The 24,449-nt window shown below is 71.2% G+C and carries 21 protein-coding genes, 5 tRNA genes and 3 pseudogenes; 19 read left to right on the top strand and 10 right to left on the bottom strand.

Features of this window, described 5'->3' with window-relative positions:
• The 3 genes from ABD794_RS16610 to ABD794_RS16620 form a co-directional block, all read left to right on the top strand.
• On the top strand, window positions 1-881 hold an 881-nt coding region (locus tag ABD794_RS16610; protein ID WP_344964234.1), incomplete at its 5' end, for a polysaccharide lyase family 8 super-sandwich domain-containing protein.
• A gap of 176 nt (window positions 882-1,057) precedes the next feature.
• Complete coding sequence (locus ABD794_RS16615; RefSeq protein WP_344964237.1) at window positions 1,058-2,641, top strand: acyl-CoA carboxylase subunit beta; 1,584 nt, start codon at window positions 1,058-1,060, stop codon at window positions 2,639-2,641.
• Window positions 2,642-2,652: 11 nt separating this feature from the next.
• On the top strand, window positions 2,653-2,847 hold the full coding sequence (locus ABD794_RS16620) for an acyl-CoA carboxylase subunit epsilon (RefSeq protein WP_344964240.1): 195 nt from the start codon (window positions 2,653-2,655) through the stop codon (window positions 2,845-2,847).
• 215 nt (window positions 2,848-3,062) lie between these two features.
• Here ABD794_RS16620 and ABD794_RS16625 read toward each other — a convergent pair whose 3' ends face one another.
• The 8 genes from ABD794_RS16625 to ABD794_RS16660 all read right to left on the bottom strand — a co-directional run bounded on the left by ABD794_RS16625 (window position 3,063) and on the right by ABD794_RS16660 (window position 13,230).
• Window positions 3,063-3,644, bottom strand: a complete 582-nt coding sequence (locus tag ABD794_RS16625; protein WP_049717346.1) for a GTP-binding protein — start codon at window positions 3,642-3,644, stop codon at window positions 3,063-3,065.
• On the bottom strand, window positions 3,625-4,158 hold the full coding sequence (locus ABD794_RS16630; RefSeq protein ID WP_344964242.1) for a DUF742 domain-containing protein: 534 nt from the start codon (window positions 4,156-4,158) through the stop codon (window positions 3,625-3,627). Before ABD794_RS16630 ends, ABD794_RS16625 begins: the two co-directional genes overlap by 20 nt.
• 83 nt (window positions 4,159-4,241) lie before the next feature.
• Window positions 4,242-4,664 (bottom strand): roadblock/LC7 domain-containing protein, encoded by a 423-nt coding sequence (locus ABD794_RS16635; RefSeq protein WP_049717348.1) that lies wholly within the window; start codon window positions 4,662-4,664, stop codon window positions 4,242-4,244.
• 1 nt (window position 4,665) lies between these two features.
• Window positions 4,666-7,791, bottom strand: coding sequence for a sensor histidine kinase (locus tag ABD794_RS16640; RefSeq protein ID WP_344964245.1), 3,126 nt, complete (start codon window positions 7,789-7,791; stop codon window positions 4,666-4,668).
• A gap of 364 nt (window positions 7,792-8,155) precedes the next feature.
• On the bottom strand, window positions 8,156-8,737 hold the full coding sequence (locus tag ABD794_RS16645) for a GTP-binding protein (protein WP_344031774.1): 582 nt from the start codon (window positions 8,735-8,737) through the stop codon (window positions 8,156-8,158).
• Complete coding sequence (locus tag ABD794_RS16650) at window positions 8,718-9,125, bottom strand: DUF742 domain-containing protein (RefSeq protein ID WP_199891176.1); 408 nt, start codon at window positions 9,123-9,125, stop codon at window positions 8,718-8,720. Before ABD794_RS16650 ends, ABD794_RS16645 begins: the two co-directional genes overlap by 20 nt.
• Window positions 9,126-9,228: 103 nt before the next feature.
• Window positions 9,229-9,651, bottom strand: a complete 423-nt coding sequence (locus ABD794_RS16655; RefSeq protein WP_344964248.1) for a roadblock/LC7 domain-containing protein — start codon at window positions 9,649-9,651, stop codon at window positions 9,229-9,231.
• Window positions 9,652-13,230 (bottom strand): sensor histidine kinase, encoded by a 3,579-nt coding sequence (locus ABD794_RS16660; protein ID WP_344964250.1) that lies wholly within the window; start codon window positions 13,228-13,230, stop codon window positions 9,652-9,654.
• Between the two features lie 475 nt (window positions 13,231-13,705).
• Between ABD794_RS16660 and ABD794_RS16665 the strand changes: the two genes are divergently transcribed.
• The 11 genes and pseudogenes from ABD794_RS16665 (at window position 13,706) to ABD794_RS19130 (ending at window position 18,405) form a co-directional block, all read left to right on the top strand.
• Window positions 13,706-13,915, top strand: a complete 210-nt coding sequence (locus ABD794_RS16665) for a hypothetical protein (RefSeq protein WP_425586048.1) — start codon at window positions 13,706-13,708, stop codon at window positions 13,913-13,915.
• Window positions 13,916-14,015: 100 nt separating this feature from the next.
• Window positions 14,016-14,800 (top strand): annotated as a pseudogene (locus ABD794_RS16670) (fumarylacetoacetate hydrolase family protein).
• Window positions 14,793-16,304: a glutamate--tRNA ligase gene (gltX, locus tag ABD794_RS16675; RefSeq protein WP_344964252.1), complete on the top strand. Its 1,512-nt coding sequence runs from the start codon at window positions 14,793-14,795 to the stop codon at window positions 16,302-16,304. Before ABD794_RS16670 ends, gltX begins: the two are co-directional and overlap by 8 nt.
• Before the next feature lie 75 nt (window positions 16,305-16,379).
• Window positions 16,380-16,574: a hypothetical protein gene (locus tag ABD794_RS16680; RefSeq protein ID WP_344964254.1), complete on the top strand. Its 195-nt coding sequence runs from the start codon at window positions 16,380-16,382 to the stop codon at window positions 16,572-16,574.
• A gap of 184 nt (window positions 16,575-16,758) precedes the next feature.
• Window positions 16,759-17,349 carry an HAD family hydrolase gene (locus ABD794_RS16685; protein ID WP_344964256.1) on the top strand — a complete coding sequence of 197 codons (591 nt, stop codon included), beginning with the start codon at window positions 16,759-16,761 and terminating at the stop codon, window positions 17,347-17,349.
• A gap of 91 nt (window positions 17,350-17,440) precedes the next feature.
• Window positions 17,441-17,512, top strand: a tRNA-Gln gene (locus ABD794_RS16690).
• Between the two features lie 61 nt (window positions 17,513-17,573).
• Window positions 17,574-17,646 (top strand) — tRNA-Glu (locus ABD794_RS16695).
• Window positions 17,647-17,686: 40 nt separating this feature from the next.
• Window positions 17,687-17,759: transfer RNA gene (locus ABD794_RS16700), tRNA-Glu, on the top strand.
• Window positions 17,760-17,771: 12 nt separating this feature from the next.
• Window positions 17,772-17,844, top strand: a tRNA-Gln gene (locus ABD794_RS16705).
• 30 nt (window positions 17,845-17,874) lie between these two features.
• Window positions 17,875-17,947: transfer RNA gene (locus ABD794_RS16710), tRNA-Glu, on the top strand.
• A gap of 203 nt (window positions 17,948-18,150) precedes the next feature.
• Complete coding sequence (locus ABD794_RS19130) at window positions 18,151-18,405, top strand: hypothetical protein (RefSeq protein ID WP_425586050.1); 255 nt, start codon at window positions 18,151-18,153, stop codon at window positions 18,403-18,405.
• A gap of 527 nt (window positions 18,406-18,932) precedes the next feature.
• Here ABD794_RS19130 and ABD794_RS16715 read toward each other — a convergent pair.
• Window positions 18,933-19,553 (bottom strand): annotated as a pseudogene (locus ABD794_RS16715) (MerR family transcriptional regulator); the annotation flags it as partial.
• 95 nt (window positions 19,554-19,648) lie between these two features.
• Here ABD794_RS16715 and ABD794_RS16720 point away from each other — a divergent pair.
• A pseudogene (locus ABD794_RS16720) lies at window positions 19,649-20,117 on the top strand (DUF4188 domain-containing protein).
• A gap of 130 nt (window positions 20,118-20,247) precedes the next feature.
• Here ABD794_RS16720 and ndgR read toward each other — a convergent pair.
• Complete coding sequence (gene ndgR, locus ABD794_RS16725) at window positions 20,248-20,985, bottom strand: IclR family transcriptional regulator NdgR (protein WP_344964258.1); 738 nt, start codon at window positions 20,983-20,985, stop codon at window positions 20,248-20,250.
• Window positions 20,986-21,081: 96 nt separating this feature from the next.
• On the opposite strand from ndgR, the gene leuC reads away from it, so the two are divergent.
• The 4 genes from leuC (at window position 21,082) to ABD794_RS16745 (ending at window position 24,357) form a co-directional block, all read left to right on the top strand.
• On the top strand, window positions 21,082-22,503 hold the full coding sequence (gene leuC, locus ABD794_RS16730; protein ID WP_344964260.1) for a 3-isopropylmalate dehydratase large subunit: 1,422 nt from the start codon (window positions 21,082-21,084) through the stop codon (window positions 22,501-22,503).
• A 63-nt stretch (window positions 22,504-22,566) separates the two neighbouring features.
• Window positions 22,567-23,160: a 3-isopropylmalate dehydratase small subunit gene (leuD, locus tag ABD794_RS16735; protein WP_344964287.1), complete on the top strand. Its 594-nt coding sequence runs from the start codon at window positions 22,567-22,569 to the stop codon at window positions 23,158-23,160.
• Between the two features lie 170 nt (window positions 23,161-23,330).
• Window positions 23,331-23,576 (top strand): SCO5555 family protein, encoded by a 246-nt coding sequence (locus tag ABD794_RS16740; RefSeq protein ID WP_344030834.1) that lies wholly within the window; start codon window positions 23,331-23,333, stop codon window positions 23,574-23,576.
• Window positions 23,577-23,697: 121 nt separating this feature from the next.
• The gene (locus tag ABD794_RS16745) at window positions 23,698-24,357 is read left to right on the top strand and encodes an HU family DNA-binding protein (RefSeq protein ID WP_344964263.1); all 660 of its coding nucleotides are present in this window, start codon (window positions 23,698-23,700) and stop codon (window positions 24,355-24,357) included.
• Window positions 24,358-24,449 lie beyond the last annotated feature (92 nt).

Here is a 24,449-nt window from a genome sequence, read left to right on the forward strand (position 1 = left end):
CGCCGAGACCGGCGGTGCGCTGGGTCGGCGGGGTCACCGACGGGACGTACGCGGCCGTCGGCCAGCACCTCAAGGGGCTCTCCTCCACGCTGGAGGCGTACAAGTCCTGGTTCTTCGCCGACGATTCCGTCGTCTGCCTCGGCGCCGGGATCACCGCCCGGGACGGCGTCCCCGTCGAGACCGTCGTCGACCACCGGCCGCTCGGCGCGGACGGCGACCCCCGGCTGACCGTGGACGGCGGGGCCGGGCACGAGGGGGTGCTCCACGGTGTCCGCTGGGCCCATCTGGAGGGCCACGGCGGCTGGGTCTTCCCCGGCGGTGCCGAGCTCGGCGTCCTGCGCGAGAGCCGCACCGGGGCCTGGCGGGACATCAACGCCGCGGGCTCGGCGCTCCCGCTCACCCGGCGCTTCCTCACCCTCTGGCACCCGCACGGCACCGACCCGGTGTCCGGCTCCTACGCCTATGTGCTGATGCCGGGAGCCTCCCGCGCCGAGGTCGCCGCGCGCGCGGCGGACGGCGACCGGCTGACCGTCCTGGCCAACTCGGCCGCCTGCCAGGCCGTCCGGCTCGGCCCGCCGGGCGTCCTCGCCGCCAACTTCCTCCGCGCCGGTACAGTGGCCGGTCTCACCGTGTCCGCCCCCGCCTCCGTGCTGGTGCGCCGGTGCGGCCGACGGGCCGTCCTGCACCTCTCCGAGCCGCCGCGCACCGGCGCACCGGTCGAGCTGACCTGGGACCGGCCCGTGCGCCGGGTCCTGGCGCACGACGCGTCGGTACGGGTGCGGGGCACCGGCGCCGCCCTGCGGCTGACGGTCGTACCGGGGACCGCGTGCGCGTCGCACCGCTGCGAGGTGGAGCTCGGCCCGCCGGCCGTCAAGCTCTGAGATGCACGGCGGACGGGGCGCACCTTTGTGGAGTACTCACAGCGTGGGGCGCCCCGGCGCACGCTCTTCCCTGATAGTGCACGGCCCCTTTCTGTACTCCCTGCCCACGAAATCGAGCACTACCTTGTGCGGAGTCGACATGATGTTCCGGAGCCGACGCCGCGTACCGTCTATCCATGAGCAATCTCGAAGGTGCGCCCGAAGAGGCGAGTGACGTCCGCGGGCGCGTCGCCGAGCTGCACGCCATCCGCGAGCAGGTTCGGCGTGGTCCCAGCGACCGGGCTACCCAGGCACAGAAGGCCAAGGGGAAGCTGACGGCCCGCGAGCGTATCGATCTGCTGCTGGACGAGGGCTCCTTCTGCGAGGTGGAGCCGCTGCGGCGGCACCGTGCCACCGGATTCGGCCTGGAGGCCAAGAAGCCGTACACCGACGGCGTGATCACCGGCTGGGGCACCGTCCACGGCCGTACCGTCTTCGTCTACGCCCATGACTTCCGCATCTTCGGCGGCGCGCTGGGCGAGGCCCACGCCACCAAGATCCACAAGATCATGGACATGGCCATCGCGGCCGGTGCGCCGCTGGTCTCGCTCAACGACGGCGCGGGCGCCCGTATCCAGGAGGGCGTCTCGGCGCTGGCCGGCTACGGCGGCATCTTCCAGCGCAACACCAGGGCGTCGGGCGTCATCCCGCAGATCTCGGTGATGCTCGGTCCGTGCGCGGGCGGCGCGGCGTACTCGCCGGCCCTGACCGACTTCGTCTTCATGGTCCGCGAGACCTCGCAGATGTTCATCACCGGCCCGGACGTGGTCCGCGCGGTCACCGGCGAGGAGATCACCCAGAACGGGCTCGGCGGCGCGGACGTGCACGCCGAGACCTCCGGCGTCGCGCACTTCGCCTACGACGACGAGGAGACCTGCCTGGAGGAGGTCCGCTACCTCCTGTCGCTGCTGCCGCAGAACAACCGCGAGAACCCGCCGCGGGTCGTCTGCGAGGACCCGGCCGACCGCATGGGCGAGGCCCTGCTGGACCTCGTCCCCGCGGACGGCAACCGCCCCTACGACATGCGCAAGGTCATCGAGGAGATCGTCGACGACGGCGAGTACCTCGAGGTCCACGAGCGCTGGGCCACCAACATCATCGTGGCCCTGGCCCGGCTCGACGGCCAGGTCGTCGGCGTCATCGCCAACCAGCCGCAGTCCCTCGCCGGTGTCCTGGACATCGAGGCGTCGGAGAAGGCGGCGCGGTTCATCCAGATGTGCGACGCGTTCAACATCCCCCTCGTCACCCTTCTGGACGTGCCGGGCTTCCTGCCCGGCGTCGACCAGGAGCACGGCGGGATCATCCGGCACGGCGCCAAGCTGCTGTACGCCTACTGCAACGCCACCGTGCCGCGGATCTCGGTGATCCTGCGCAAGGCGTACGGCGGTGCGTACATCGTCATGGACTCGCAGTCGATCGGCGCGGACCTCACGTTCGCCTGGCCGACCAACGAGATCGCCGTCATGGGCGCCGACGGCGCCGCCAACGTCATCTTCCGCAAGCAGATCGCCGAGGCCGACGATCCGGACGCGATGCGGGCCCGCATGGTCAAGGAGTACAAGGCCGAGCTCATGCACCCGTACTACGCGGCCGAGCGGGGCCTCGTGGACGACGTCATCGACCCGGTCGAGACCCGGCAGGTCCTCATCCGGTCGCTGGCGATGCTCGCCACCAAGCACGCGGACCTGCCGTCGCGCAAGCACGGCAACCCGCCCCAGTAGAAGGAACAGACATGACTGACACGCTCGTCCGCGTGGAGAAGGGCCAGGCCGGGCCCGAGGAGCTCGCGGCCGTCACGGCGGTGCTGCTCGCGCGCGCGTCGGCCGGGGACGCGGCCGTGGTGCCGGCGCCTCGGCGGTCGCCGGCGCGGTGGCGTCGTCTGGAGCGGTCCGCCGGCTTCACGGCGCCGCACAGCTGGCAGGGCTGAATCTTTTACGCGAAGGGCCCGCACTCCTCACAGGAGTGCGGGCCCTTCGCGCTGCGCGCGGGTGTCCTCAAACGCCGGACGGGCTGAATATCAGCCCGTCCGGCGTTTGAGGACTTCGCCCGAAGGGCGAATGGGGTCCGGGGTCTCCCCGGAGGGAACTGGGGGCACCTCCCAGCGGTAGCTGGGGGAGAAAGGGCGGGCCAGGGGCGGAATCCCTACCGCAGACGCGCCATCAGCGCATGCTCGACCAGCGTGATCAGCGCACTCTTCGCCTCATTGCGATGACGGGCATCCGTCGTGATGATCGGCGCGTCCGGCCCGATCTGGAGGGCTTCCCGCACCTCGTCCGGCGTATACGGCTGATGCCCGTCGAAGCCGTTCAACGCGATCACGAACGGCAAGCCGCTGTTCTCGAAGTAGTCGACCGCCGGGAAGCAGTCGGCCAGCCGCCGCGTGTCGACCAGGACGACCGCGCCGATGGCACCTCGGACGAGGTCGTCCCACATGAACCAGAACCGGTCCTGCCCGGGCGTACCGAACAGGTAGAGGATCAGGTCCTGGTCCAGGGTGATACGGCCGAAGTCCATCGCCACGGTCGTCGTGGTCTTGTCCGGCGCGTGCGTGAGGTCGTCGATACCCGCCGACGCGGACGTCATCACGGCCTCCGTGCGCAGCGGGTTGATCTCCGAGACCGCGCCGACGAACGTGGTCTTGCCCACGCCGAAGCCACCGGCCACCACGATCTTCGCGGAGGTGGTGGAGCGGGCTGCCTCGCCGCTAGAGGTTCCGAAGTCCACTGAGCACCCTTTCGAGCAGTGTCACGTCAGGCTGGCCGCCGGCGGACGCGTCGCCGCCGGGCTGATGAATGGCGACGAGCCCGGCCTCGGCCAAGTCGGCGACGAGGATTCGGGCGACGCCGAGCGGGATGGACAGAAGTGCGGAGATCTCGGCAACCGACTTGATCTCGCGGCACAGGTGGCAGATGCGCTGGTGTTCCGGCAACTGCCCTTGGAGCTGGGCGGGCTGGGCCGTGGTGTGCACCAGCGCCTCGATGGCGAGCTGGTAGCGCGGCCGCGTCCGGCCGCCGGTCATCGCGTACGGACGGACCAGCGGGTTGTTCTTGCGTTCGCCCGACGCCGCCGGGCGTCGGTGCTGCCCCCGGCCCTGTCCCGCCGGGGGCGGGAACTGAGGCTGGGCCTGGGGCTCGGGCTGGGCCCTTGGACTGGGCGCGGAGGGGAAGTTGAAGCGGTTCAGCGGCGGCCCCGCCTGCTGATCATTGCCATACGGGTAACCGCCTGGGGGCGTTGCCACGTCTCCTCCTCCGACTTGCTGTCTGCTGCTGGTCGCGCCACCGCACCTTAAGGCGCGGTGGCGCGAAACGCACTGCCTCTTTGCTAGTTGAGAAGGCTCCCCTGCAGTTCGGCACGGAGGTCGGGCGTCAGCACATTGCCCGCGCGGTCGACCAGGAGGGCCATCTCGTAGCCCACGAGGCCGATGTCGCACTCCGGGTGCGCGAGGACGGCCAGCGACGAGCCGTCCGAGATCGACATGATGAAGAGGAAGCCGCGCTCCATCTCCACCACGGTCTGGTTCACGGCGCCGCCCTCGAAGATCCGGGACGCACCCGCGGTCAGCGAGGTCAGGCCGGAGGCCACCGCCGCCAGCTGGTCCGCGCGGTCCCGCGGAAACCCTTCGGACATGGCCAGAAGGAGTCCGTCGGCGGAGACCACGACGGTGTGGGACACCCCTGGGGTGTTCTCCACGAAACTGGTGATCAACCAGTTCAGGTTCTGCGCCGCCTGGCTCATCGGGCTCACACTAACGCTCCTGCTCGTAGGTGCCGCCGGGGCCGAAGCCCTGGTCGTGTTGCTGGTGCTGCTCGTGCGCGGTGATCGCGGGGAACTCCGAGGAGTCCGTTCCCGCGCTGCGCCCCTGCTGGACACCGCGGCGCAGGTTGGCGAGCCTGCCGCGGACGTCCTCCGGTGCACGGGAGATCTGCGGCTGCCCCGGTCGCTGCTCGGCGGCGTCCGCCGCCTTGCCCTCGACCAGATTCGCCTTGGGCACCCGGCGGGGGAGACCGGAGGAGGTCATCCCGCCGGCCTTCGGCTCCCGGAGCTGCTCGGCGCGGTGCCAGCGCTCGTCGTTGGCCGACTGCGCGTCGGTTCCGCCCTCGTCGGGCCGGGACCGCTGCGCGAGTCCCTGCTGGGACCGGTCCGCTTCTCCGCCGTCCCTCGTGGCCTCCTCGCCCGTGTCCGCTTGCTGCCACTGCTTGTCGCGGCGCGGCAGACCGGACCCGGTCAGCGAGGGAGGGCCGCTCGTGGCGGGGCCCGGACGGTCGAACTCTACGCGCTCCGGCTGGGCCGTGTCAGCGGTCGGCTGAGATTCCGATTCCGCTCCGTAACCCGGCGTGTACGCGTGCTGGTACGTACCTGACTCGCTCCACTCGCCTTGCGCGGCGGGGGCGTTGTAGTCGCCGTACGTCTGCTGGTCCGTGAAGCCGCCCCCGGCGTAGCCGCCTTCCGTATACGGCTGCTCGGCATACGGCTGGTCGGCCGGTGCCTGAGCCGGGAAGGGGGTCTGCCGGGTGTCGTGCGGCAGCATCTGCTCGTGCGACTGCTGCTGCCCGAACGGCTGCTGGGGCGCGGCCTCGGGGAACAGCGGGTCGCCGGCCGGGGTTTGGGCCGCGGCCTGGGCGTGCGCCTCCTCCAGGGCCGCCCGGCGCTCCTCGCGGAGCCGGGACCGGTCCAGCGGGTCGGGCAGGCCGGCGCCCTGCGCGCCCTGCGGGGCCTCGTAGCGCGAGTCGTCGAAGCCCAGCTCCGCCGCGGTGCGCAGGCCCGGGGCGACCGGGGCCGCCGCCTGCTGCTCGGGGACGATGCGGGAGACCGTGAAGTCGTCGCCGGCCAGTTCGTCCTCGCCGCCGCCACCGTGCGTGATGCGCTCGGGGAGCATGACCAGCGAGGTGGTGCCGGCCTGCTCGCCGGAGGGGCGCAGCTGGACGCGGATGCCGTGCCGCATGGCGAGGCGGCCGACCACGAAGAGACCCATGCGCTGGGAGACCGCGGCGTCCACCGTCGGCGGGTTCGCCAGCTTGTGGTTGATGTCCGCGAAGTCCTCGGGGGTGAGGCCGATGCCCTTGTCGTGGATCTCGATGATCACGCGGCCGTCGGGCAGCCGGGTCGCGGTGACGCGGACCTTGGTGTGCGGGGAGGAGAACGTGGTGGCGTTCTCCAGCAGCTCGGCGAGCAGGTGCACGAGGTCGGTCACGGCCAGGCCGTGGATCTCGGCCTCCGGGACGCCGTCCAGCTGGATGCGCTCGTACGCCTCCACCTCGGAGGAGGCCGCGCGGAGCACGTCCACCAGCGGGATCGGCTGGTCCCAGCGGCGGCCGGGCTCCTCACCCGCGAGGATGAGGAGGTTCTCGCCGTTGCGGCGCATGCGGGTGGCGAGGTGGTCGAGCCGGAAGAGGTTCTCCAGCTGGTCCGGGTCGGCCTCGTTGTTCTCCAGCCCGGTGATGAGCTCCAGCTGGCCCTCGATCAGGCTCTGGTTGCGGCGGGAGAGGTTGGTGAAGATCGCGTTGACGTTGCCCCGCAGCAGGGCCTGTTCGGCGGCGAGCCGGACGGCCTCGCGGTGGACCTGGTCGAAGGCGCGGGCGACCTCGCCGATCTCGTCCTTGGTGGTGATCGGGATGGGCTGGACCCGGGTGTCGATCCGGCCCGGCTCGGTCCGCGACAGCTGGTCGACCAGCGCCGGCAGGCGCTGCTCGGCGACCTCGAAGGCGGCACCGCGCAGGCGGCGCATGCTGCGGCTCATCGAGCGGGCGATGCGCCCGGCCACGAAGAACGCGGCGAGCAGGGCGACCACCATGACCGAGGAGTTGACGAGGGCGGTCTGCTGGGAGTCCTCGGAGACCTTGGTGGCCTCGTCCACGGCCTTGTCCGCCAGCCGCTTCTCGAGGTCGCGGTAGGCGTCGAACTTGCCGGTGGCGGTGGTGTACCAGGACTCGGGCGTGATGCCCTGCGCCTTGAGCTTCTCCGCGGACGCGCCGGACATGATGGCCAGGGCCATCTTGTTCTGCCGGTCGCCCTGTGCCTTGGCCAGTGCCTCCTGGAGGTTCCGGACGTCGGCCTTGGAGCCGCCGCTGCGGTACTCGTCCGCGGCGATGTACTCCAGGAAGTTGTAGGAGGCGAAGGAGGTCAGCAGGAACTGCCGGTCCTTGTTCGCCATTTGGGGCTGGGCCAGCAGGTGCGTGCCCATGGAGCGCTGCAGCGACTCGGCGGCCTTCGCCAGGGAGACCGCGTAGACCATGCGGCCGTAGGAGGTGACGGTGCCGGTGCCCAGGCCGAGTTCGTTGGTGAAGGCCATCAGCGGGCGCTGGATGGAGCCGTAGGCGTCCTCGGTCCGGGCCGCCTCGCTCTTGAAGGCGTTCTTCCGGATCTCGGGGAGCTTCGGCTCGGCGTCGCGGACGGCCTTCAGACGGCGCTGGAGGCTCTCGGTGTCCGGCATCGACTTGACGGTCCTGTTGAACTCCGCCTGGGCCGAGTCCGTCGCCTCGCGGGCCTTCTTGACGCCTTCGTCGTCAGGCCGCCCGGCGAGCAGCGGGATGACGCTGGTGTCGCGCTCCTCTAGGAGGGCCTGCGCGTAGTCCGCGGCGGAGCGCACGACGCGCGCGGTGTCCGCCGCGTCCTCGGCCTCGGTCCAGTTGTCGACGGACTTCTTGACGTCGAGTCCGCCGAAGACGAGGGCGACGAGCACCGGGATGAGGAGGATCGCGTTCAGCCGGGTGGCCACCCGCCAGTTGCGCGGGGAGAAGCGTCCGCCCTCGCCCTGGGGCACGGCGGGGGTCTCGGGAGCGCCGGAGGACGACGCCGCCGCCTGCGACGGTGGTGTGAAGTTGCCCCGCGCGTCTCGTGCCTGCTGCGCGGTGCCTGTCTTTCTTCGCCTCACTCGTCCAACAACCTCTCGGCGCCGGCACGTGGAGTCGTGCCGTCTTTCGGCTGGGCCATCGACGGCCCAGTTCGGGGAATTCCAGCACGCCGGGCAGGTGCGTTCCAAACACCGGGGGAAGTCGGTGCCCGGCGCGATCGGTGCGACATAAAACGGGCATTAAGAGCGAGCGGCGCCAAAAGGCGGGCCGATCGTGCGCGGAGCGGAGTCGAATGAATGCGGGCTGTGCCGTCGTCCTGTCGCGAGCCGGTCAATTCAGTATCGAATCACTGTCGAAACGTTATGAAGCGCGGCGGCGGGCCGTGGCCAATCCCACAGCCCGCCGGAATCTGATCTTCCGCGTCTCCGCGGCGACTTGGGGCGATTACTTGAGCCGGGCCATCAACGCGTGCTCGACGAGCGTGATGAGGGCGCTCTTCGCCTCGTTCCGGTGCCGCGCGTCGGTGGTGATGATGGGTGCGTCGGGACCGATCTGCAGCGCCTCGCGCACTTCCTCGGGCGCGTAGGGCTGTTCGCCGTTGAACCCGTTGAGGGCGATGACGAACGGCAGTCCGCTGTTCTCGAAGTAGTCGACCGCGGGGAAGCAGTCGGCCAGCCGCCGCGTGTCGACCAGGACGACCGCGCCGATGGCGCCCCGGACGAGGTCGTCCCACATGAACCAGAACCGGTCCTGCCCGGGCGTACCGAACAGATACAGGATCAGGTCGTCGTCCAGGGTGATGCGGCCGAAGTCCATCGCCACGGTCGTGGTCGTCTTGTCCTGGACGTGGCTCAGGTCGTCGATGCCCGCGGACGCGGACGTCATCACGGCCTCGGTGCGCAGCGGGCTGATCTCCGAGACCGCGCCGACGAACGTGGTCTTGCCCACGCCGAAGCCGCCGGCCACCACGATCTTCGCGGAGGTCGTCGAGCGGCCGGCGTTCCCGCTAGAGCTTCCGAAGTCCACTGAGAACCCTTTCGAGCAGTGTCACGTCCGGCGTACCGCCGGCCTCGCCGCCGCCGCCCGGCTGGTGGATCGCCACCATGCCGGCCTCCGCCAGGTCCGCGACCAGGATCCGGGCCACGCCGAGCGGCATGTTGAGCAGCGCGGAGACCTCCGCGACCGACTTGACCTCGCGGCACAGGTGGCAGATCCGCTGGTGCTCCGGAAGCAGGGTGCCCAGCTGGGACGGATCGGCCGTGGAGCTGACCAGCGCCTCGATGGCGAGCTGGTAGCGCGGCCGGGTCCGGCCGCCCGTCATGGCGTAGGGACGGACCAGTGGCTGATCGCCTTCACTCCCGTACGGCATGTGGTGAGATGCGCCGTACGGGCCGGGCGAGACGGGCGGGGTCATGAATCCTCCGGGCGGGACAGCAGGAAGGCAATGATGCCGTCGAGCGGGGGCCGGTGGGAGCTTTCGGCCGTACGGTCGGACGGGATTTGCGGTGTGTGTACGGTCAGTTCAGCAGGCTTCCCTGCAGTTCGGCGCGGAGGTCGGGCGTCAGGACGGTGCCCGCGCGGTCGACCAGGAGGGCCATCTCGTAGCCCACGAGGCCGATGTCGCACTCCGGGTGCGCCAGGACGGCCAGGGAAGAACCGTCCGAGACCGACATGATGAAGAGGAAGCCGCGCTCCATCTCCACCACGGTCTGGTTCACGGGGCCGCCCTCGAAGATCCGGCTCGCGCCGGACGTCAGCGAGGTCAGGCCGGAGGCCACGGCTGCCAGCTGGTCCGCGCGGTCCCGGGGGAACCCTTCGGACATGGCGAGCAGAAGTCCGTCGGCGGACACCACCACCGTGTGGGACACCCCCGGGGTGTTCTCCACGAAGTTGGTGATCAACCAGTTCAGATTCTGCGCCGCCTGGCTCATCGGACTCAACTAACGCTCCTGCTGGTAGGTGGGGCCAACATTGTTGCTGCTACCGGTGGCCGGCCCGGTGCCGGCCTGACGTCCCTGCTGGATGCCGCGGCGGAGGTTGGTCAGCCGCCCGCGCACCTCTTCGGGCGCGCGGGAGACCTGCGGGCCTCCGGGCAGGGACTGCTGCTGGGCCGTGCCCTCCACGAGGTTGGCACGGGGGACACGGCGCGGCAGCCCGGATCCGGTGGTGCCGCCGGCGAGGGGCTCGCGCAGCTGCTCGGCCCGGCGCCAGCGCGCGTCGTTGGGGGACTCGTTCCAGTCGGCCCGGGCGTTCCCGTCGTCCGCCGCGTCGGTGCCGCGGAGCGGCCGGGCCGGCTCGCGCCGGGGCAGCTCCTGCTGCGGCTCGGCGGGCGCCTGGTTCTCCTCGCGGAACCAGTGCGACTCCAGTTCCTGGAAGAGCGGGGTCCCCGCGGGCGGCGTACCGGCCCCGGGCCCGGGCACCGGCGCCAGCTGCGGGAACTGCGCGGTGTCCGACGGAGCCGCGTCCGGGCCGGCGCCGGGCAGGGCCGTCCGTCCGGTGGTGCTGCTCTCCGGCTCGGGCACGGGCGCGAGGCGCGGGTACTGACCGGTGGCGACGGGGTCGTCGGCCGGCGTGGGAGGCATGGGGGTACGGCCGGTGGTGCTGTTGTCCGGCACCGGCGCGAGCTGCGGGAACTGCGCCGTGTCGGAGGGCAGCGCGAACTGGCCGGTCGTGCCGGACTGCGGCTCCGCGGGCAGCGCGAACTGCCCGGTGTCACCGGGGCCGTTCTGCGGGCCGGGCGTGCCGAAGGCGGCGGGGCCGGCCGGGGCCTCGGTCTGCTCGTGGCCGCGCGGGGTCTCCCGCGCGGCACGGCCGGAGCCGGAGGCGAGCGGCCAGTCGTCCGCGGGAGCGGCGGGCTGCGGGGCGGCCGGGGCCGCGGGCTTGTCGTTGCCCCAGCTCGGCGCCGGACGGGTGGGCAGGCCGTTGCCGTCGGAGGCTCCCCCGGTGGGGGCGTCCCCGCGCTTGGGCAGCTGCGGGCGGCGGCCGTTGCCCACCGGGGCGATCACGGCGGGGCGCTTGCCGCCCCGGGCCGGGAGCGGCGGACGGCCGTCGTCGGACGTGCGGTCCGCGGCGGAGGGCGGGGTGGGCGAGTCGAAGAGGCTCGGGCCGCCGGTCGGCGCGCCGGCGCCCGGGGTCGCACCCTTCACCCGCGTGGGCAGACCGCTCCTGGTCTTGCCGCCGGTGCGCGACGGGATCGGCGGGCGGGGCCCGCTGTCCGGAAGCTGGCCGAGGCTCGGCGCGGGGTCCGGGGCGCCGCCGCCCTGCGGGGCGCCGGCGGGACCGCCGCCACCGGGCAGGGACGGGGAACCCTTCGAAAGGTTGGTGCCGCCGGGGAGGCCGGGGGCACCGGGGCCGCCGGGCATGCCACCGCCGGGGAGGCCGGGCATTCCGCCACCGGGCATGCCGGGAACGCCGCCGCCCGGCATGCCGGGAGCACCGCCCGGAACGCCCGGCGTGGGGCGCTTGTTGCCCTGGGCCACGTCGACCGGGAGCATGACGAGCGCCGTGGTGCCGCCCGAGTCGGACGGGCGGAGCTGGATGCGGACGCCGTGTCGCAGGGACAGGCGGCCGACCACGAACAGACCCATGCGCCGCGAGACGGAGACGTCCACGGTCGGCGGGCTGGCGAGCCGCTCGTTGATCGCGGCCAGGTCCTCGGCGGACAGGCCGATGCCGGTGTCGTGGATCTCGACCAGCACGCGGCCGTCCGGCAGTGCGTGACCGGTGACCTTGACCTTGGTCTGCGGGGAGGAGAACGACGTCGCGTTCTCCAGCAGCTCGGCGAGGAGGTGCACGAGGTCGTTGACCACGCGGCCCGCGACCTCGGTCGCCGGCACACCGGTCAGCTCGATGCGCTCGTACTGCTCCACCTCGGACGCGGCGGCGCGGAGGACGTCGACCAGCGGGACCGGGCGGGTCCACCGTCGGCCGGGCTCCTCACCGGCGAGAACGAGGAGGTTCTCACCGTTACGGCGCATACGGGTCGCGAGGTGGTCGAGCTTGAAGAGCGAGGACAGCTGGTCCGGGTCGGCCTCGCGGGACTCCAGTTCGGAGATGAGCGAGAGCTGACGCTGGATGAGGCCCTGGGAACGGCGCGAGAGGTTGGTGAACATCGCGTTGACGTTGCCCCGGAGGAGGGCCTGCTCGGCGGTGAGGCGGACGGCCTCGCGGTGCACGTCGTCGAAGGCCGCGGCCACCTTGCCGATCTCGTCGCGGCTGTGGACGCCGACGGACTCGACGGACGTGTCGACGTCCTGCGGGTCGGCCTCGGAGAGCTGCTTGACGAGCTCGGGCAGACGGTCCTGGGCGACCTTCTGGGCGGTGTCCTGGAGGCGGCGCAGCGAGCGCACCATGGACCGGGACACGACGAAGGCGCCGACCAGCGAGATGCCGAGGACGAGGACGATGAGGGCCGCGTTGAAGATGGCGTCCGACTGGGCGTCGTCGCGCAGTTCGGCGGACTTCTGCTCCATCTGCTCGAGAAGCGTCTTCTCGATCTTGGTCATCGCCGTCATCTTGACGGTGTCCTGGTCGAACCAGTCGCGGTAGGACTTGTTGTCGGCCTTGAGGAGGGCGGGGTTGGTCAGCACCCGGTCCGCGTAGGTCTCCGCGGAGACGACGTCGGTCGAGCTGCCGTTCAGCTCCTGCAGCAGGTCGCGGTCCTCGTCGCCGTGGATGGCCTGGAACCGCTTGAGGGCCTCCTGCTCGTCGTACCACGCCGCGTGGCCGGTCTGACGGTCGTTCTCGAGGAGGCCGGGGCCCTTCGGGTTGGCGAGTCCGGCGCTGATCACGGCGCGCTGGATGGAGGCGTACTCCTTGGCGGAGGAGAAGGCCGCCAGCGTACGGGCCGCGGAGATCATGTCGGCGTTGCTGGACGCCTGGGCCATGTCCTGGGACAGCCCGTGCAGCGAGGTGACCAGACGGCTGTACTGGTTGACCGTCTGCGAGATGTAGTCGTCCTTCTTGTACGCCGCCTTCCGGATCTCCTGGATCTTCTTGAGCTGGTTGGAGATGTCGACGAGGGTCGCCGACACACCGACCATCGAGCCGTCGCCGGCCTTCACCCGGGCGGTGACGTCCACGAAGTCCTTGATGGCCCGGTCGGTCTTCTGCCGCGAGGAGACGACGGCGTCGTCCTTGGGGTTGAGCTTGGTGATCGGACCGGCGGACTGGTCGCGCTCGTCCTGGAGCGCGCTCGCCAGGTCGGTGGCCGCCCCGGTCATCTCCGTCAGCAGCTTCATGTGGTCGAGCTGGTCGAGGTTCTTGAGCGAGTCCTCGATGCGCAGACCACCCAGCGTCGTCGCCGCGACGACGGGGAGGGCGAGCAGTGAGACGAGTCGGGTCGAGATGCGCCAGTTGCGCAGGGCTATTCGTGAGCCCGGCCCGCTCGGGCCCTTCGCCTTCGGCCGTTCGGCGGGTTCGCCGCCGGTCGGCGCGTCGACGGACGTGCCGCGGTCGGTCACAGCGCGCGGCTCCTTCTCCGCCGCAGCGCTGCCATCCCTCTTGAAACGTCCCTGCACTAGCGTCGCAACCTCTGGACCAGGCGTCCCGCCGGTATGAAGCGGAGGGACGGTGTCGAGTCGTGGGGGGACCGCGGTGCCCCCCTGGCGGTCCGTGGAATTCCAGCACAGTGCCGGATCTCCCAACAAGGCCGGTGCAGCCACCTCCGAAACCGGTCACACCGTGTTCGTCAGAGATAACGGAGTGTGGAAAAGGTGGGTCTTTATATCGGGCGTACAGGGAGGACTCGTCCCCGTTGCCTCGTTGAATGCCCCGTGTCCCAGTCGCCATGATCAGGAGCGGAACGTCAGGTTCAGCCCTACAATGTCCGTTTCGTTCGCACCGAACACCCGCCCGCAATGCGGCTTTTGTCGCGAGATTCGTGAGCAAACTCACAGGTGACTCCTTGCTTTCCGTCCCGCACGGCGGGGAAAGGCGCGCCTAGCCTGGACCTTTGCTCATCTGCCCGTCACCCCGACCACACGAGGCACTTCAGTGACCACCACCTCCAAGCCCATCCGGCCCTCCCGCCCTGCCCGGCGGAAGACGGCCAACCCGCGCCGCACCACGCTCGCGCACCTGGCGGACAGCAAGGGCCTGTTCGACGCCGAGCGTCCGGAGCACGCGCTGGAGCTGCCGACCGTCACCGCCAACCCCCGCCGCACCACCCTGATGGTGGCGCCGGTGCCGCAGGCCCAGGACTGACGGGCCAGGACGAAAACCTGCGGCGCACGGGTCGCCGACGCCTCCCGGGATAGCCTGGAGTGTCAGACTCCGGCCAACCAGACAAGGGGCCCAGCAACCCGTGCGCATCGCCAGATTCTCCATCGACGGCAACGTCGGATACGGCGCCGTGGAGGGGGACGCCTCAGTAGAGGGCGGCCCCGTCCTCGACATCATCAAGGGCATCCCCTACGGCGACTTCGAGCTCAGCGGCACCAAGGTCCCGTTGAACAAGGTGCGCCTGCTGCCGCCCGTCCTCCCCAGCAAGGTCGTCGCCATCGGCCGCAACTACGCCGAGCACGCCGCGGAGCTGGGCAACGAGGTGCCCGAGGTGCCCGTCGCCTTCTTCAAGCCGTCCACCTCGGTCGTCGGCTCCGGCGACCCGGTCCTGTACCCCTCCTTCTCCCAGGACGTGCACCACGAGGCCGAACTGGCCGTCGTCATCGGCCGCATGTGCCGCGAGGTCCCGCGCGAGCGCGTCAAGGACGTCATCCTCGGCTACACCTGCGCCAACGACGTCACCGCGCGCGCGACGTCCAGCAGCGCGAGAAGCAGTGGGCCCGCGCCAAGGGCTTCGACTCCGCCTGCCCCCTCGGCCCCTGGATCGAGACCGAGCTGGACCCGGCCGACCTCGCCATCACCTGCACGGTCAACGGCGAGACCCGGCAGAGCGGCCGCACCTCGCAGATGCTGCGTTCGGTCGAGGACCTGATCGTCCACATCACCGAGGCGATGACGCTGCTCCCCGGCGACGTCGTCCTGACCGGCACCCCGGCCGGGGTCGGACCCCTGAACGACGGCGACGAGGTCGCCGTCACCATCGAAGGCATCGGCACTCTCACCAACAAGGTGATCAAGCGTGGCTAACGCGAACTCCCCCAAGCTCTCGACTTCGCTCGAGCAGGGGGTACCCCCCCGCGTACGTTTCTGTCCCTCGCCGACCGGCAACCCCCACGTGGGCCTGGTCCGCACCGCCCTCTTCAACTGGGCGTTCGCCCGCCACCACGGCGGCACCCTGGTCTTCCGCATCGAGGACACCGACGCGGCCCGCGACTCGGAGGAGTCGTACGAGCAGCTGCTCGAGGCCATGCGCTGGCTGGGCTTCGAGTGGGACGAGGGCCCCGAGGTGGGCGGCCCCCACGCGCCGTACCGCCAGTCGCAGCGCATGGACATCTACCGCGACGTCGCGGAGAAGCTGCTGGCCTCCGGCCACGCCTACCACTGCTACTGCACCGCCGAGGAGCTCGACGCCCGCCGCGAGGCCGCCCGCGCCGCCGGCAAGCCGTCCGGCTACGACGGCAAGTGCCGCGTCGTGACCCCCGAGCAGAAGGCCGCCTACGAGGCCGAGGGCCGCCCGGCGATCGTCCGCTTCCGGATGCCCGACGAGACGATCACCTTCACCGACCTGGTCCGCGGCGAGCTCACCTTCACCCCGGAGAACGTGCCGGACTTCGGCATCGTCCGGGCCAACGGCGCCCCGCTGTACACGCTCGTCAACCCGGTCGACGACGCGCTGATGGAGATCACCCACGTCCTGCGCGGCGAGGACCTGCTCTCCTCCACCCCGCGGCAGATCGCCCTCTACAAGGCGCTGATCGAGCTGGGCGTCGCCAAGGCCGTCCCGGAGTTCGGCCACCTGCCCTACGTCATGGGCGAGGGCAACAAGAAGCTCTCCAAGCGCGACCCGCAGTCCTCGCTCAACCTCTACCGGGAGCGCGGCTTCCTGCCGCAGGGCCTGCTCAACTACCTCTCCCTGCTGGGCTGGTCGCTCTCCGGCGACCAGGACATCTTCTCGATGGACGAGATGGTGGCGGCCTTCGACATCAAGGACGTCAACGCCAACCCGGCCCGCTTCGACCTGAAGAAGGCCGAGGCGATCAACGCCGACCACATCCGTCAGCTGGACGTGAAGGCGTTCATCGCGGCCTGCGAGCCGTGGCTGCGCGCCCCGCACGCCACCTGGGCGCCGGAGGCGTTCGACCGGGCGCAGTTCGAGGCGATCGCCCCGCACGCGCAGACCCGTCTCACGGTCCTCTCCGACATCACGGCCAACGTGGACTTCCTCTTCCTGGACCAGCCGGCCGAGGACGAGGCGTCCTGGGCCAAGGCCATGAAGGAGGGCTCGGACGCGCTGCTGCGCACGGCCCGCGAGAAGCTGGCCGCCGCCGACTGGAACGCCGAGGCGATCAAGGCCGCCGTCGTCGTCGCCGGCGAGGAGCACGGCCTCAAGCTCGGCAAGGCCCAGGCCCCGGTCCGGGTGGCCGTCACGGGCCGCACCGTCGGCCTGCCGCTGTTCGAGTCCCTGGAGGTCCTGGGCCGCGAGCGCACGCTGTCCCGCGTGGACGCGGCGCTGGCGAAGCTGGCCGCGTAACGGTTCTGTTCGAAACGGCGTCCGGGAGCCCCTTCGGCCTCCCGGACGCCGTTTCCTCTTCCGTAAGGTGTCCGCATGCTCGGTGACAAGCGCAAGCGCAGCAGGAAGCAACCGTCCCGGGGACGCGGGGGGAGTTCGCCGGCAGGGTCGCGGGACGCCACCCTGGACGTGGCGGCCCAGGGCGGCCTGTCGGTCGCGGTGCGTGCCGTCGCCGCGGTGGGCCGGGTGGTCGGCCACGGCGCGAAGGCGGCCGTCGAGGCACTGACCTAGCCCGGTCCGGGCCGGTAGCCTCGACCGCGTGCCCCTGCGTGCGGTCCTCTGGGACGTCGACGACACCCTCTTCGACCACACCGGCTCCGACCGGACCGGTGTGTGACGCGGCATCTCGAGGCCGAAGGCCTGCTCGCGCGGTACGGAACCGCCGGGCGGGCCTTTTTCGCTGTGGCGGGAGGCCATGGAGGCGCAGTTCGCCCGCTTCCTCGCCGGGGAGATCGATTTCCAGGAGCACCGGCGCGAGCGCGTACGGGCGTTCCTGGGCGCCCGGCTCGACGGGGCCGCGGCCGACGCCTGGTTCGCCCGCTACGTGCGGCACTACGAGGCCGCCTGGACGCTCTTCCCCGACGCGGGGGCCCGCCCTGGAGGCCGTGGGGCGCCACTTCCGCCAGGCGGTGCTCTCCCAACGCCACCACGGCGCAGCAGTGGCGCAAGCTGGCCGCCCTGGGGGTGGCCGGGCACTTCGAGGACGTGCTGGGGGGCCGATCTGCTGGGCTGCGCCAAGCCCGACCCCCGGGGCGTTCCGGGACGCCTGCGCCAGGCTCGGGCTGCGCCCCGGCGAGGTCGTCTCACGTGGGGAGACCAGCTGGAGACCGCACGCGGTCGCGGCGCCAGGCCGCGGGGCTGCACGCGGGTGTGCGCTGGGACCGCACGGGAGGGACGGGCGGGACCGCCGTGCCGGACGGCGTACGGCGCGTCCGGGCCGGCTGACGAGCTGCCCGGGCTGCTGCGCCCGGTTATCGATTTTGGTGCCCCGTCCACCTTCGGGTAATGTTCTTCCTGCGGCCGCCCGAGAGGGCCGAGAGTGCCGGAGCGGGAGGCGCAAGCCCGAGCAAGACCCCTTCAGGGGGGTCGAGTTCTGGTGGGGTATGGTGTAATTGGCAGCACGAGTGATTCTGGTTCACTTAGTCTAGGTTCGAGTCCTGGTACCCCAGCAAGAGAATTACAGAATTCCTTCGAATTGCTGATAACATTCTCTTCGAAATGCAGTGACTAGCCCCCGTTGTGTAGCGGCCTAGCACGCCGCCCTCTCAAGGCGGTAGCGCCGGTTCGAATCCGGTCGGGGGTACTGGTTCCTGACAGGTTGATTCCTGGAAGGAATCGCTAGGGCCCCCGTTGTGTAGCGGCCTAGCACGCCGCCCTCTCAAGGCGGTAGCGCCGGTTCGAATCCGGTCGGGGGTACTGGTAACACCATGGGCTATGGTGTTAATTGGCAGCACGAGTGATTCTGGTTCATTTAGTCTAGGTTCGAGTCCTGGTAGCCCAGCGCAAGACCTCATGGTCGAGCAGATGACTTGCCCCCGTTGTGTAGCGGCCTAGCACGCCGCCCTCTCAAGGCGGTAGCGCCGGTTCGAATCCGGTCGGGGGTACAAGTAAGGAAGATGCCTCTCGCATTCGCGGGGGGCATCTTCTCGTTTTCCACGCGCCCTTTCCGGGACCGGGGTCCGCCACCATAATTCCCGGCATGGCCCATCCCCGTGGCGCGCCTCCGCCGGGTCCATGTCGGTGACCTCCGGCCCGCGGTGACCATGTCTGCCTGCCCTACACGTCGGACGAGGAGCGGACCGCGGTCCTGCGCGACTTCGTACGCGACGGCCTGGACGCCCAGGACAAGATCCTCTACCTGGCAGGCCCCGCGACCCCCGCGGTCCCGCCGCCCTCCTCGACCAGGGCCGGTCCGAGGGCCGCGTGGAGGTCCTCCCCCTCGGCGAATTCCTCGCCGGCGGGGGCGGGTTGGAGTCCGCCGCACTGCTCGGCCGCCTGCGCCGGGCCGCGGCCCGCTCGCGCGCGGAGGGCTTCCGCGCCCTGCGGGTCGCCGCCGACCTGACCGCCGCCCTGCGCGACGGGGGCGACGCCTGCCGGCTGCCGGGCCCACGAGGCGTCGCTGGACGCGGAGTTCGGCTCCGGGCGGGCACTGGCCGTCTGCCAGTACGACGTCCGCCGCTGCGACGCCCTCCGTACGGGACGCCGTCGAGTCCGCGCACTCCCGCGTCGTCGAGGCCGACCCCCTGGTGCGGACCGCCGAACTCCTCGTCGTCCGCACCTACCGCCCGCAGGGGCTGCGCGCCTGGAGGGCGTCGTGGAAGCCTCCTCGCACCGGCAGCTGCGGGACGCCCTGCCGGTCCGTGGCGGCCGTCCGGGAGGACGTGCGGCTGGAGATGTCCCGGGTGGAGTTTCCTGGACCTCGGCGGGCTGCGGCTGCTGATGACCTTCGCGCGGGCGCGGGCGGCGCGTCACCGCGTCGTGGAACTGTCCGGTCTGGCACCGCATCTGGCGCAGGTCATCACGTTGATCGGGTGGGACGGACGCCGGGCCTGGTGCTGGCGGCGTGGCCGCCTCCGCGTCCCGGTGGGCGAACCGCCGCGCCGACTCCTCCGCGTGCGCCATCCGCCGCAGACTCAGCAGCACCGGCTCGTACAGCACCGTGAGCGCCACCGCCGCCTCGATCTGCCCCGTCGGCGTCGCGCTCCGCCGCCACCAGGTCCAGGTCGGTGACGGCGAGCTCCGCCGCCAGCCGGCCGTACGGCAGCAGGTGCGCCGTGTCGCACGGGTAGCCGAGGCCGGTACAGCGCGGCCACGGAGGCCACCAGCGTCTCGTACGCCGGGCCGCCGTGGTGCTGCCAGCCCAGCCGCTCCAGGAGGGCCTCCACGGCGGCGTGAGCGGCCGTGGCGGACGCGTCGTCCGCCTGTGGGGCCGCGTCGTGCGGCAGCGCCCAGGTGGCCGCGCCGAGCCGCATGTAGTGGGTCGAGCGACTCGTCCTCGGCCGCGGCGATGACCTCCCGGGCCGTGGCCACGGGCATCCGGCCGATCTGGATCAGGGCCCGCACCAGGCGCAGCCGGCGCAGGTGTTCCTCGTCGTAGGAGGCCTGGGTCGCCGAGACCCGGTGCCCGGGCTGGAGCAGCCCCTCCCGCAGGTAGTACTTGATCGTCGCGGTGGACACCCCGCTGCGTTCGCTGAGCTCGGCCAGGCGCATCGTGCTTGCGCACCTCCTTGGACAGTGGCACTATCCGAGCATGGATAGCGGCGCTATCTTATGACCTCCGACGACCCCGAGGGGACGGCATGGCCATGAGCGGGACACCGATCGCGGAGCGCGTCACGGCGGCGGCCGAGGGGGAGGTGGTCGTCTTCCTGATCGGCATGCGGGTCAACCGGTGGCGGTCCGTGCGGCATTGGCTGCCCGTGATGGCGGGCATGCCGCGCATGGTCCGGGAGCTGAGGCGCGAACCGCGGGAGCGGGCTGCTGGCGTACCGGATGCTGTCGGCCGGGCCGCGGGAGTACATGGTCGTCCAGTACTGGGAGTCGCGCGAGAAGCTGCTCGCGTACGCCCGCGGCCGGGGGCGCCTGCACCGCCCGGCGTGGACCGCCTTCAACCGGCGGGCGCGGGCGGGGGCGGGCCGGGTGGGGGTCTGGCACGAGACGTATGTGGTGCCGGCGGGGTCGCACGAGTCGCTGTACAGCGGGATGCCGGCGTATGGGCTGGGGCGGCGCACGGGGTGCGCTCCGCGCGCTGTCCTCAAGCGCCGGACGGGCTGAATAGCCCGTCCGGCGCTTGAGGACTTCGCCCGAAGGGCGAATGGGGCCCGGGGTCTCCCCGGAAGAAACGGTGAAAGTGGGGGTACCCCCTCTGGGGGAGGGTCCGGGGCAAACTCACCGCGTCAGCGGACTACCCGTTCCTCCGCAACGTCTCCGTCAGCCGCACCGCCGCGTCCAGCACCGCCTGCGCATGCATCCGCCCAGGATGCCGCGTCAGCCGCTCGATCGGTCCGGAGACCGAGACGGCCGCGACCACGCGATTCGACGGCCCGCGGACCGGCGCCGACACGGACGCCACACCCGGCTCGCGTTCGCCGATCGACTGCGCCCACCCCCTCCGCCGCACCCCGGACAGCGCCGTCGCCGTGAAGCGGGCGCCCTGCAGCCCGCGGTGCAGCCGCTCGGGCTCCTCCCAGGCCATGAGCACCTGCGCCGCCGAGCCCGCCTTCATGGGCAGCGTGGACCCGACGGGCACCGTGTCCCGCAATCCGGACAGCCGTTCCGCGGCGGCCACGCAGATCCGCATGTCGCCCTGGCGGCGATAGAGCTGGGCGCTCTCGCCCGTCACGTCGCGCAGATGCGTGAGCACCGGCCCGGCCGAGGCCAGGAGCCGGTCCTCGCCCGCCGCCGCGGCCAGTTCGCTCAGCCGGGGGCCGAGGATGAAGCGGCCCTGCATGTCGCGCGCCACCATGCGGTGGTGCTCCAGGGCCACCGCCAGCCGGTGCGCCGTCGGTCGCGCCAGCCCGGTGGCCGTGACCAGCCCGGCCAGCGTGGCCGGGCCGGACTCCAGGGCGCTCAGCACCAGAGCCGCCTTGTCGAGAACGCCCACTCCGCTCGAGGCGCCGACCGCGCCGCCAGAATTGTCCATGCAACGATACTCGCGTCTCACTCTGTGAAACGCAAGTTCATATTTCGGCGGAAGCCGCCAACCTGTACCCACAGCACCCAACCCGGAGGGACAGCGATGGGACGGACACTGGCGGAGAAGGTCTGGGACGACCATGTCGTCACGCGCGCCGAGGGCGAGCCGGACCTCCTCTTCATCGATCTGCACCTGCTGCACGAAGTCACCAGCCCGCAGGCGTTCGACGGGCTGCGCAAGGCCGGACGCCCGGTCCGCCGCCGCGACCTGACCATCGCCACCGAGGACCACAACACCCCCACGCTCGACATCGACAAGCCCATCGCGGACCCGGTCTCGCGCACCCAGCTGGAGACCCTGCGCCGCAACTGCGCCGAGTTCGGCGTACGGCTGCACCCACTGGGCGACGTGGAGCAGGGCGTTGTCCACGTGGTGGGACCGCAACTGGGACTGACCCAGCCCGGCACCACCGTCGTCTGCGGCGACAGCCACACCTCCACCCACGGCGCGTTCGGCGCGCTCGCCTTCGGCATCGGCACCAGCCAGGTCGAGCACGTGCTGGCCACCCAGACCCTGCCGTTGGCCCCGTTCAGGACCATGGCCGTCACCGTGGAGGGCGAACTCCCCGACGGGGTCACCGCGAAGGACCTGATCCTGGCCGTGATCGCCAGGATCGGCACCGGCGGCGGTCAGGGCCACGTCATCGAGTACCGCGGCCCCGCCGTCGAGAAGCTCTCGATGGAGGCCCGGATGACCGTGTGCAACATGTCCATCGAGGCGGGCGCCCGGGCCGGCATGATCGCCCCCGACGAGACGACGTTCGCCTACCTCAAGGGCCGCCCGCACGCCCCCGAGGGCGCCGCGTGGGACGAGGCGGTCGCCTACTGGCGCACCCTGCGCACCGACGACGACGCCGTCTTCGACCGCGAGGTGGTCATCGACGCCTCCGAGCTCTCGCCGTTCGTCACCTGGGGCACCAATCCGGGGCAGGGCGCCCCGCTCGCGGCGGCCGTCCCCGACCCGGCCTCGTACGAGGACGCCTCCGAGCGGTTCGCCGCCGAAAAGGCCCTGGAATACATGGACTTGACGCCGGGTCAGCCGCTGCGGGACATCCGGGTGGACACCGTCTTCGTGGGCTCGTGCACCAACGGGCGGATCGAGGACCTGCGGGCCGCGGCGGCCGTCCTGCACGGCCGTTCCGTGGCCGAGGGCGTCCGGATGCTGGTCGTCCCGGGCTCGGTCCGGGTGGCGCTGCAGGCCGTCGAGGAGGGGCTGGACAAGGTGTTCACCGCGGCCGGCGCCGAGTGGCGGCACGCGGGCTGCTCGATGTGCCTGGGCATGAACCCGGACCAACTGGCGCCCGGCGAGCGGTCGGCGTCGACCTCCAACCGCAACTTCGAGGGCAGGCAGGGGAAGGGCGGCCGCACCCACCTGGTCTCGCCCCAGGTCGCCGCCGCCACCGCGGTGCTGGGCCATCTCGCCTCGCCGGCCGACCTCACGGCCGCGCCCGCCCTGGCGGCCTGAGCGCGCGGCACTGTACCGCAGCACGCCGACCGCAGCACACCGCACGAGCAACAGGAGAGCATGGTGGAAGCCTTCACCGCACACACCGGCCGGGCCGTCCCGCTGCGCCGCAGCAACGTCGACACCGACCAGATCATCCCCGCGCACTGGCTCAAGAAGGTCACCCGCGACGGTTTCGAGGACGGGCTCTTCGAGGCCTGGCGCAGGGACCCGGAGTTCGTGCTCAACCGCCCCGAGCGCGCGGGCGCCTCGGTCCTGGTCGCCGGCCCCGACTTCGGCACCGGCTCCTCGCGCGAACACGCCGTCTGGGCGCTGCAGAACTACGGGTTCAGGGCCGTCGTCTCGTCCCGCTTCGCGGACATCTTCCGCGGCAACTCGCTCAAGAACGGGCTCCTGACGGTCGTCCTCCCGCAGGAGACCGTGGAGCGGCTGTGGGAGCTGACCGAGGCCGACCCGACGGCGGAGGTGACCGTGGACCTCGTCGCCCGCGAGGTGCGGGCCGGGGCCATCACGGCCGGTTTCGACCTTGACGAGAACGCCCGGTGGCGGTTGCTGGAGGGGCTCGACGACATCGGACTGACCCTTCGGCACGAGGCCGACATCGCCGTCTTCGAGGCCCGCCGGCCCGGCTTCAAGCCCTCCACGACCCTGCTCTGAGGCCGAATTTCACGCCCGTTCGGCGGAGCGCGGAGGACTCCCGGGGACCCCGGATTTCCGCTGCTCACCCCAGGTTTGGCATGATGCGCCCCCTGTCTTCGGACAGGGGGCGCACCCCTTTGTTGAGGCCCTGTGAGGCGACAACTCGCCTCAGATGGCACAATCGGTGCATGGAACGCGACAGCCAACTCGAGCTCTACCGGCTCGTCGCGGACCAACTCAAGGAAGCGCACTCCCGGGTGCGCGCACTGCAAGTCCCGGAGGGCGTACGGATGGCGCTGTCCCGGAAGCTGCTGGCCATCACGGCTGCGGCGAAGCACGATCTCTCAGGCGCGGCAATGCGTCTGGACCGGCTGATGAAGGACCTCGACGAGGGCCGTTTCCCTTCAGAGCGCGGCACCGACGGAACTCCGTGATGGGTCGGGTTCGTTGCGGCACAAGGGTGATTAGACCGTTTCGTGTTTGATTTGCGGTATATATCTGCCTAACGTGCGAAAAGGCTGGAACAATTCCAGCAAAGTCTCCGAAGGGGAAGACGTGAACAAGGCGCAGCTCGTTGAAGCGATTGCCGACAAGATGGGCGGCCGTCAGCAGGCCGCTGACGCTGTCGATGCCGTACTCGACGCCATTGTGCGCGCGGTTGTGGCCGGCGACCGGGTCTCGGTCACCGGCTTCGGTTCGTTCGAGAAGGTCGAGCGCCCGGCCCGTTACGCCCGCAACCCGCAGACCGGCGAGCGTGTTCGGGTCAAGAAGACCGCGGTTCCGCGCTTCCGCGCCGGCCAGGGCTTCAAGGACCTGGTGAGCGGCTCGAAGAAGCTGCCGAAGGGCGGCGAGGTCGCCGTGAAGAAGGCGCCCAAGGGCAGCCTCACGGGCGGCAAGGCCACCACCAAGGCCGCGGCCAAGAAGGCCACCGCGAAGAAGGCCACCGCCAAGAAGGCGGCCGTCAAGAAGACGACCGCGGCGAAGAAGGCCACCGCGGCGAAGACCACGGCGGCGAAGAAGACCACGGCGAAGAAGGCCACTCCGGCCAAGGCGACCGCCAAGAAGACCACGGCGAAGAAGACCACCGCCGCGGCGAAGAAGACCACGGCCAAGAAGACCGCTCCGGCGAAGAAGGCCGCCGCGGTCAAGGCTCCGGCGCGCAAGACCACCGCGCGCAAGACCACCGCCAAGAAGACCACGGCCAAGAAGAAGTAAAGGCTGCGGACGGCGTCACCGCCGGGCCGGGCTCCCTCCGGGGAGCCCGGCCCGCGGTGTGTGACGGCACAGGAGGCGTCCTCGGCGGGCGT

It is taken from the genome of Streptomyces thioluteus (assembly GCF_039535865.1).

Excerpts from the sequence above, each read along its gene's own strand:
- ABD794_RS16680 (WP_344964254.1), top strand. The coding sequence starts at position 16,380 with ATGCTCGGTGACAAGCGCAAGCGCAGCAGGAAGCAACCGTCCCGGGGA.
- ndgR (WP_344964258.1), bottom strand. The coding sequence starts at position 20,985 with ATGGACAATTCTGGCGGCGCGGTCGGCGCCTCGAGCGGAGTGGGCGTT.
- ABD794_RS16685 (WP_344964256.1), top strand. The coding sequence starts at position 16,759 with ATGGAGGCGCAGTTCGCCCGCTTCCTCGCCGGGGAGATCGATTTCCAG.
- ABD794_RS16620 (WP_344964240.1), top strand. The coding sequence starts at position 2,653 with ATGACTGACACGCTCGTCCGCGTGGAGAAGGGCCAGGCCGGGCCCGAG.
- ABD794_RS16650 (WP_199891176.1), bottom strand. The coding sequence starts at position 9,125 with ATGACCCCGCCCGTCTCGCCCGGCCCGTACGGCGCATCTCACCACATG.
- ABD794_RS16740 (WP_344030834.1), top strand. The coding sequence starts at position 23,331 with ATGGAACGCGACAGCCAACTCGAGCTCTACCGGCTCGTCGCGGACCAA.
- ABD794_RS16615 (WP_344964237.1), top strand. The coding sequence starts at position 1,058 with ATGAGCAATCTCGAAGGTGCGCCCGAAGAGGCGAGTGACGTCCGCGGG.
- leuC (WP_344964260.1), top strand. The coding sequence starts at position 21,082 with ATGGGACGGACACTGGCGGAGAAGGTCTGGGACGACCATGTCGTCACG.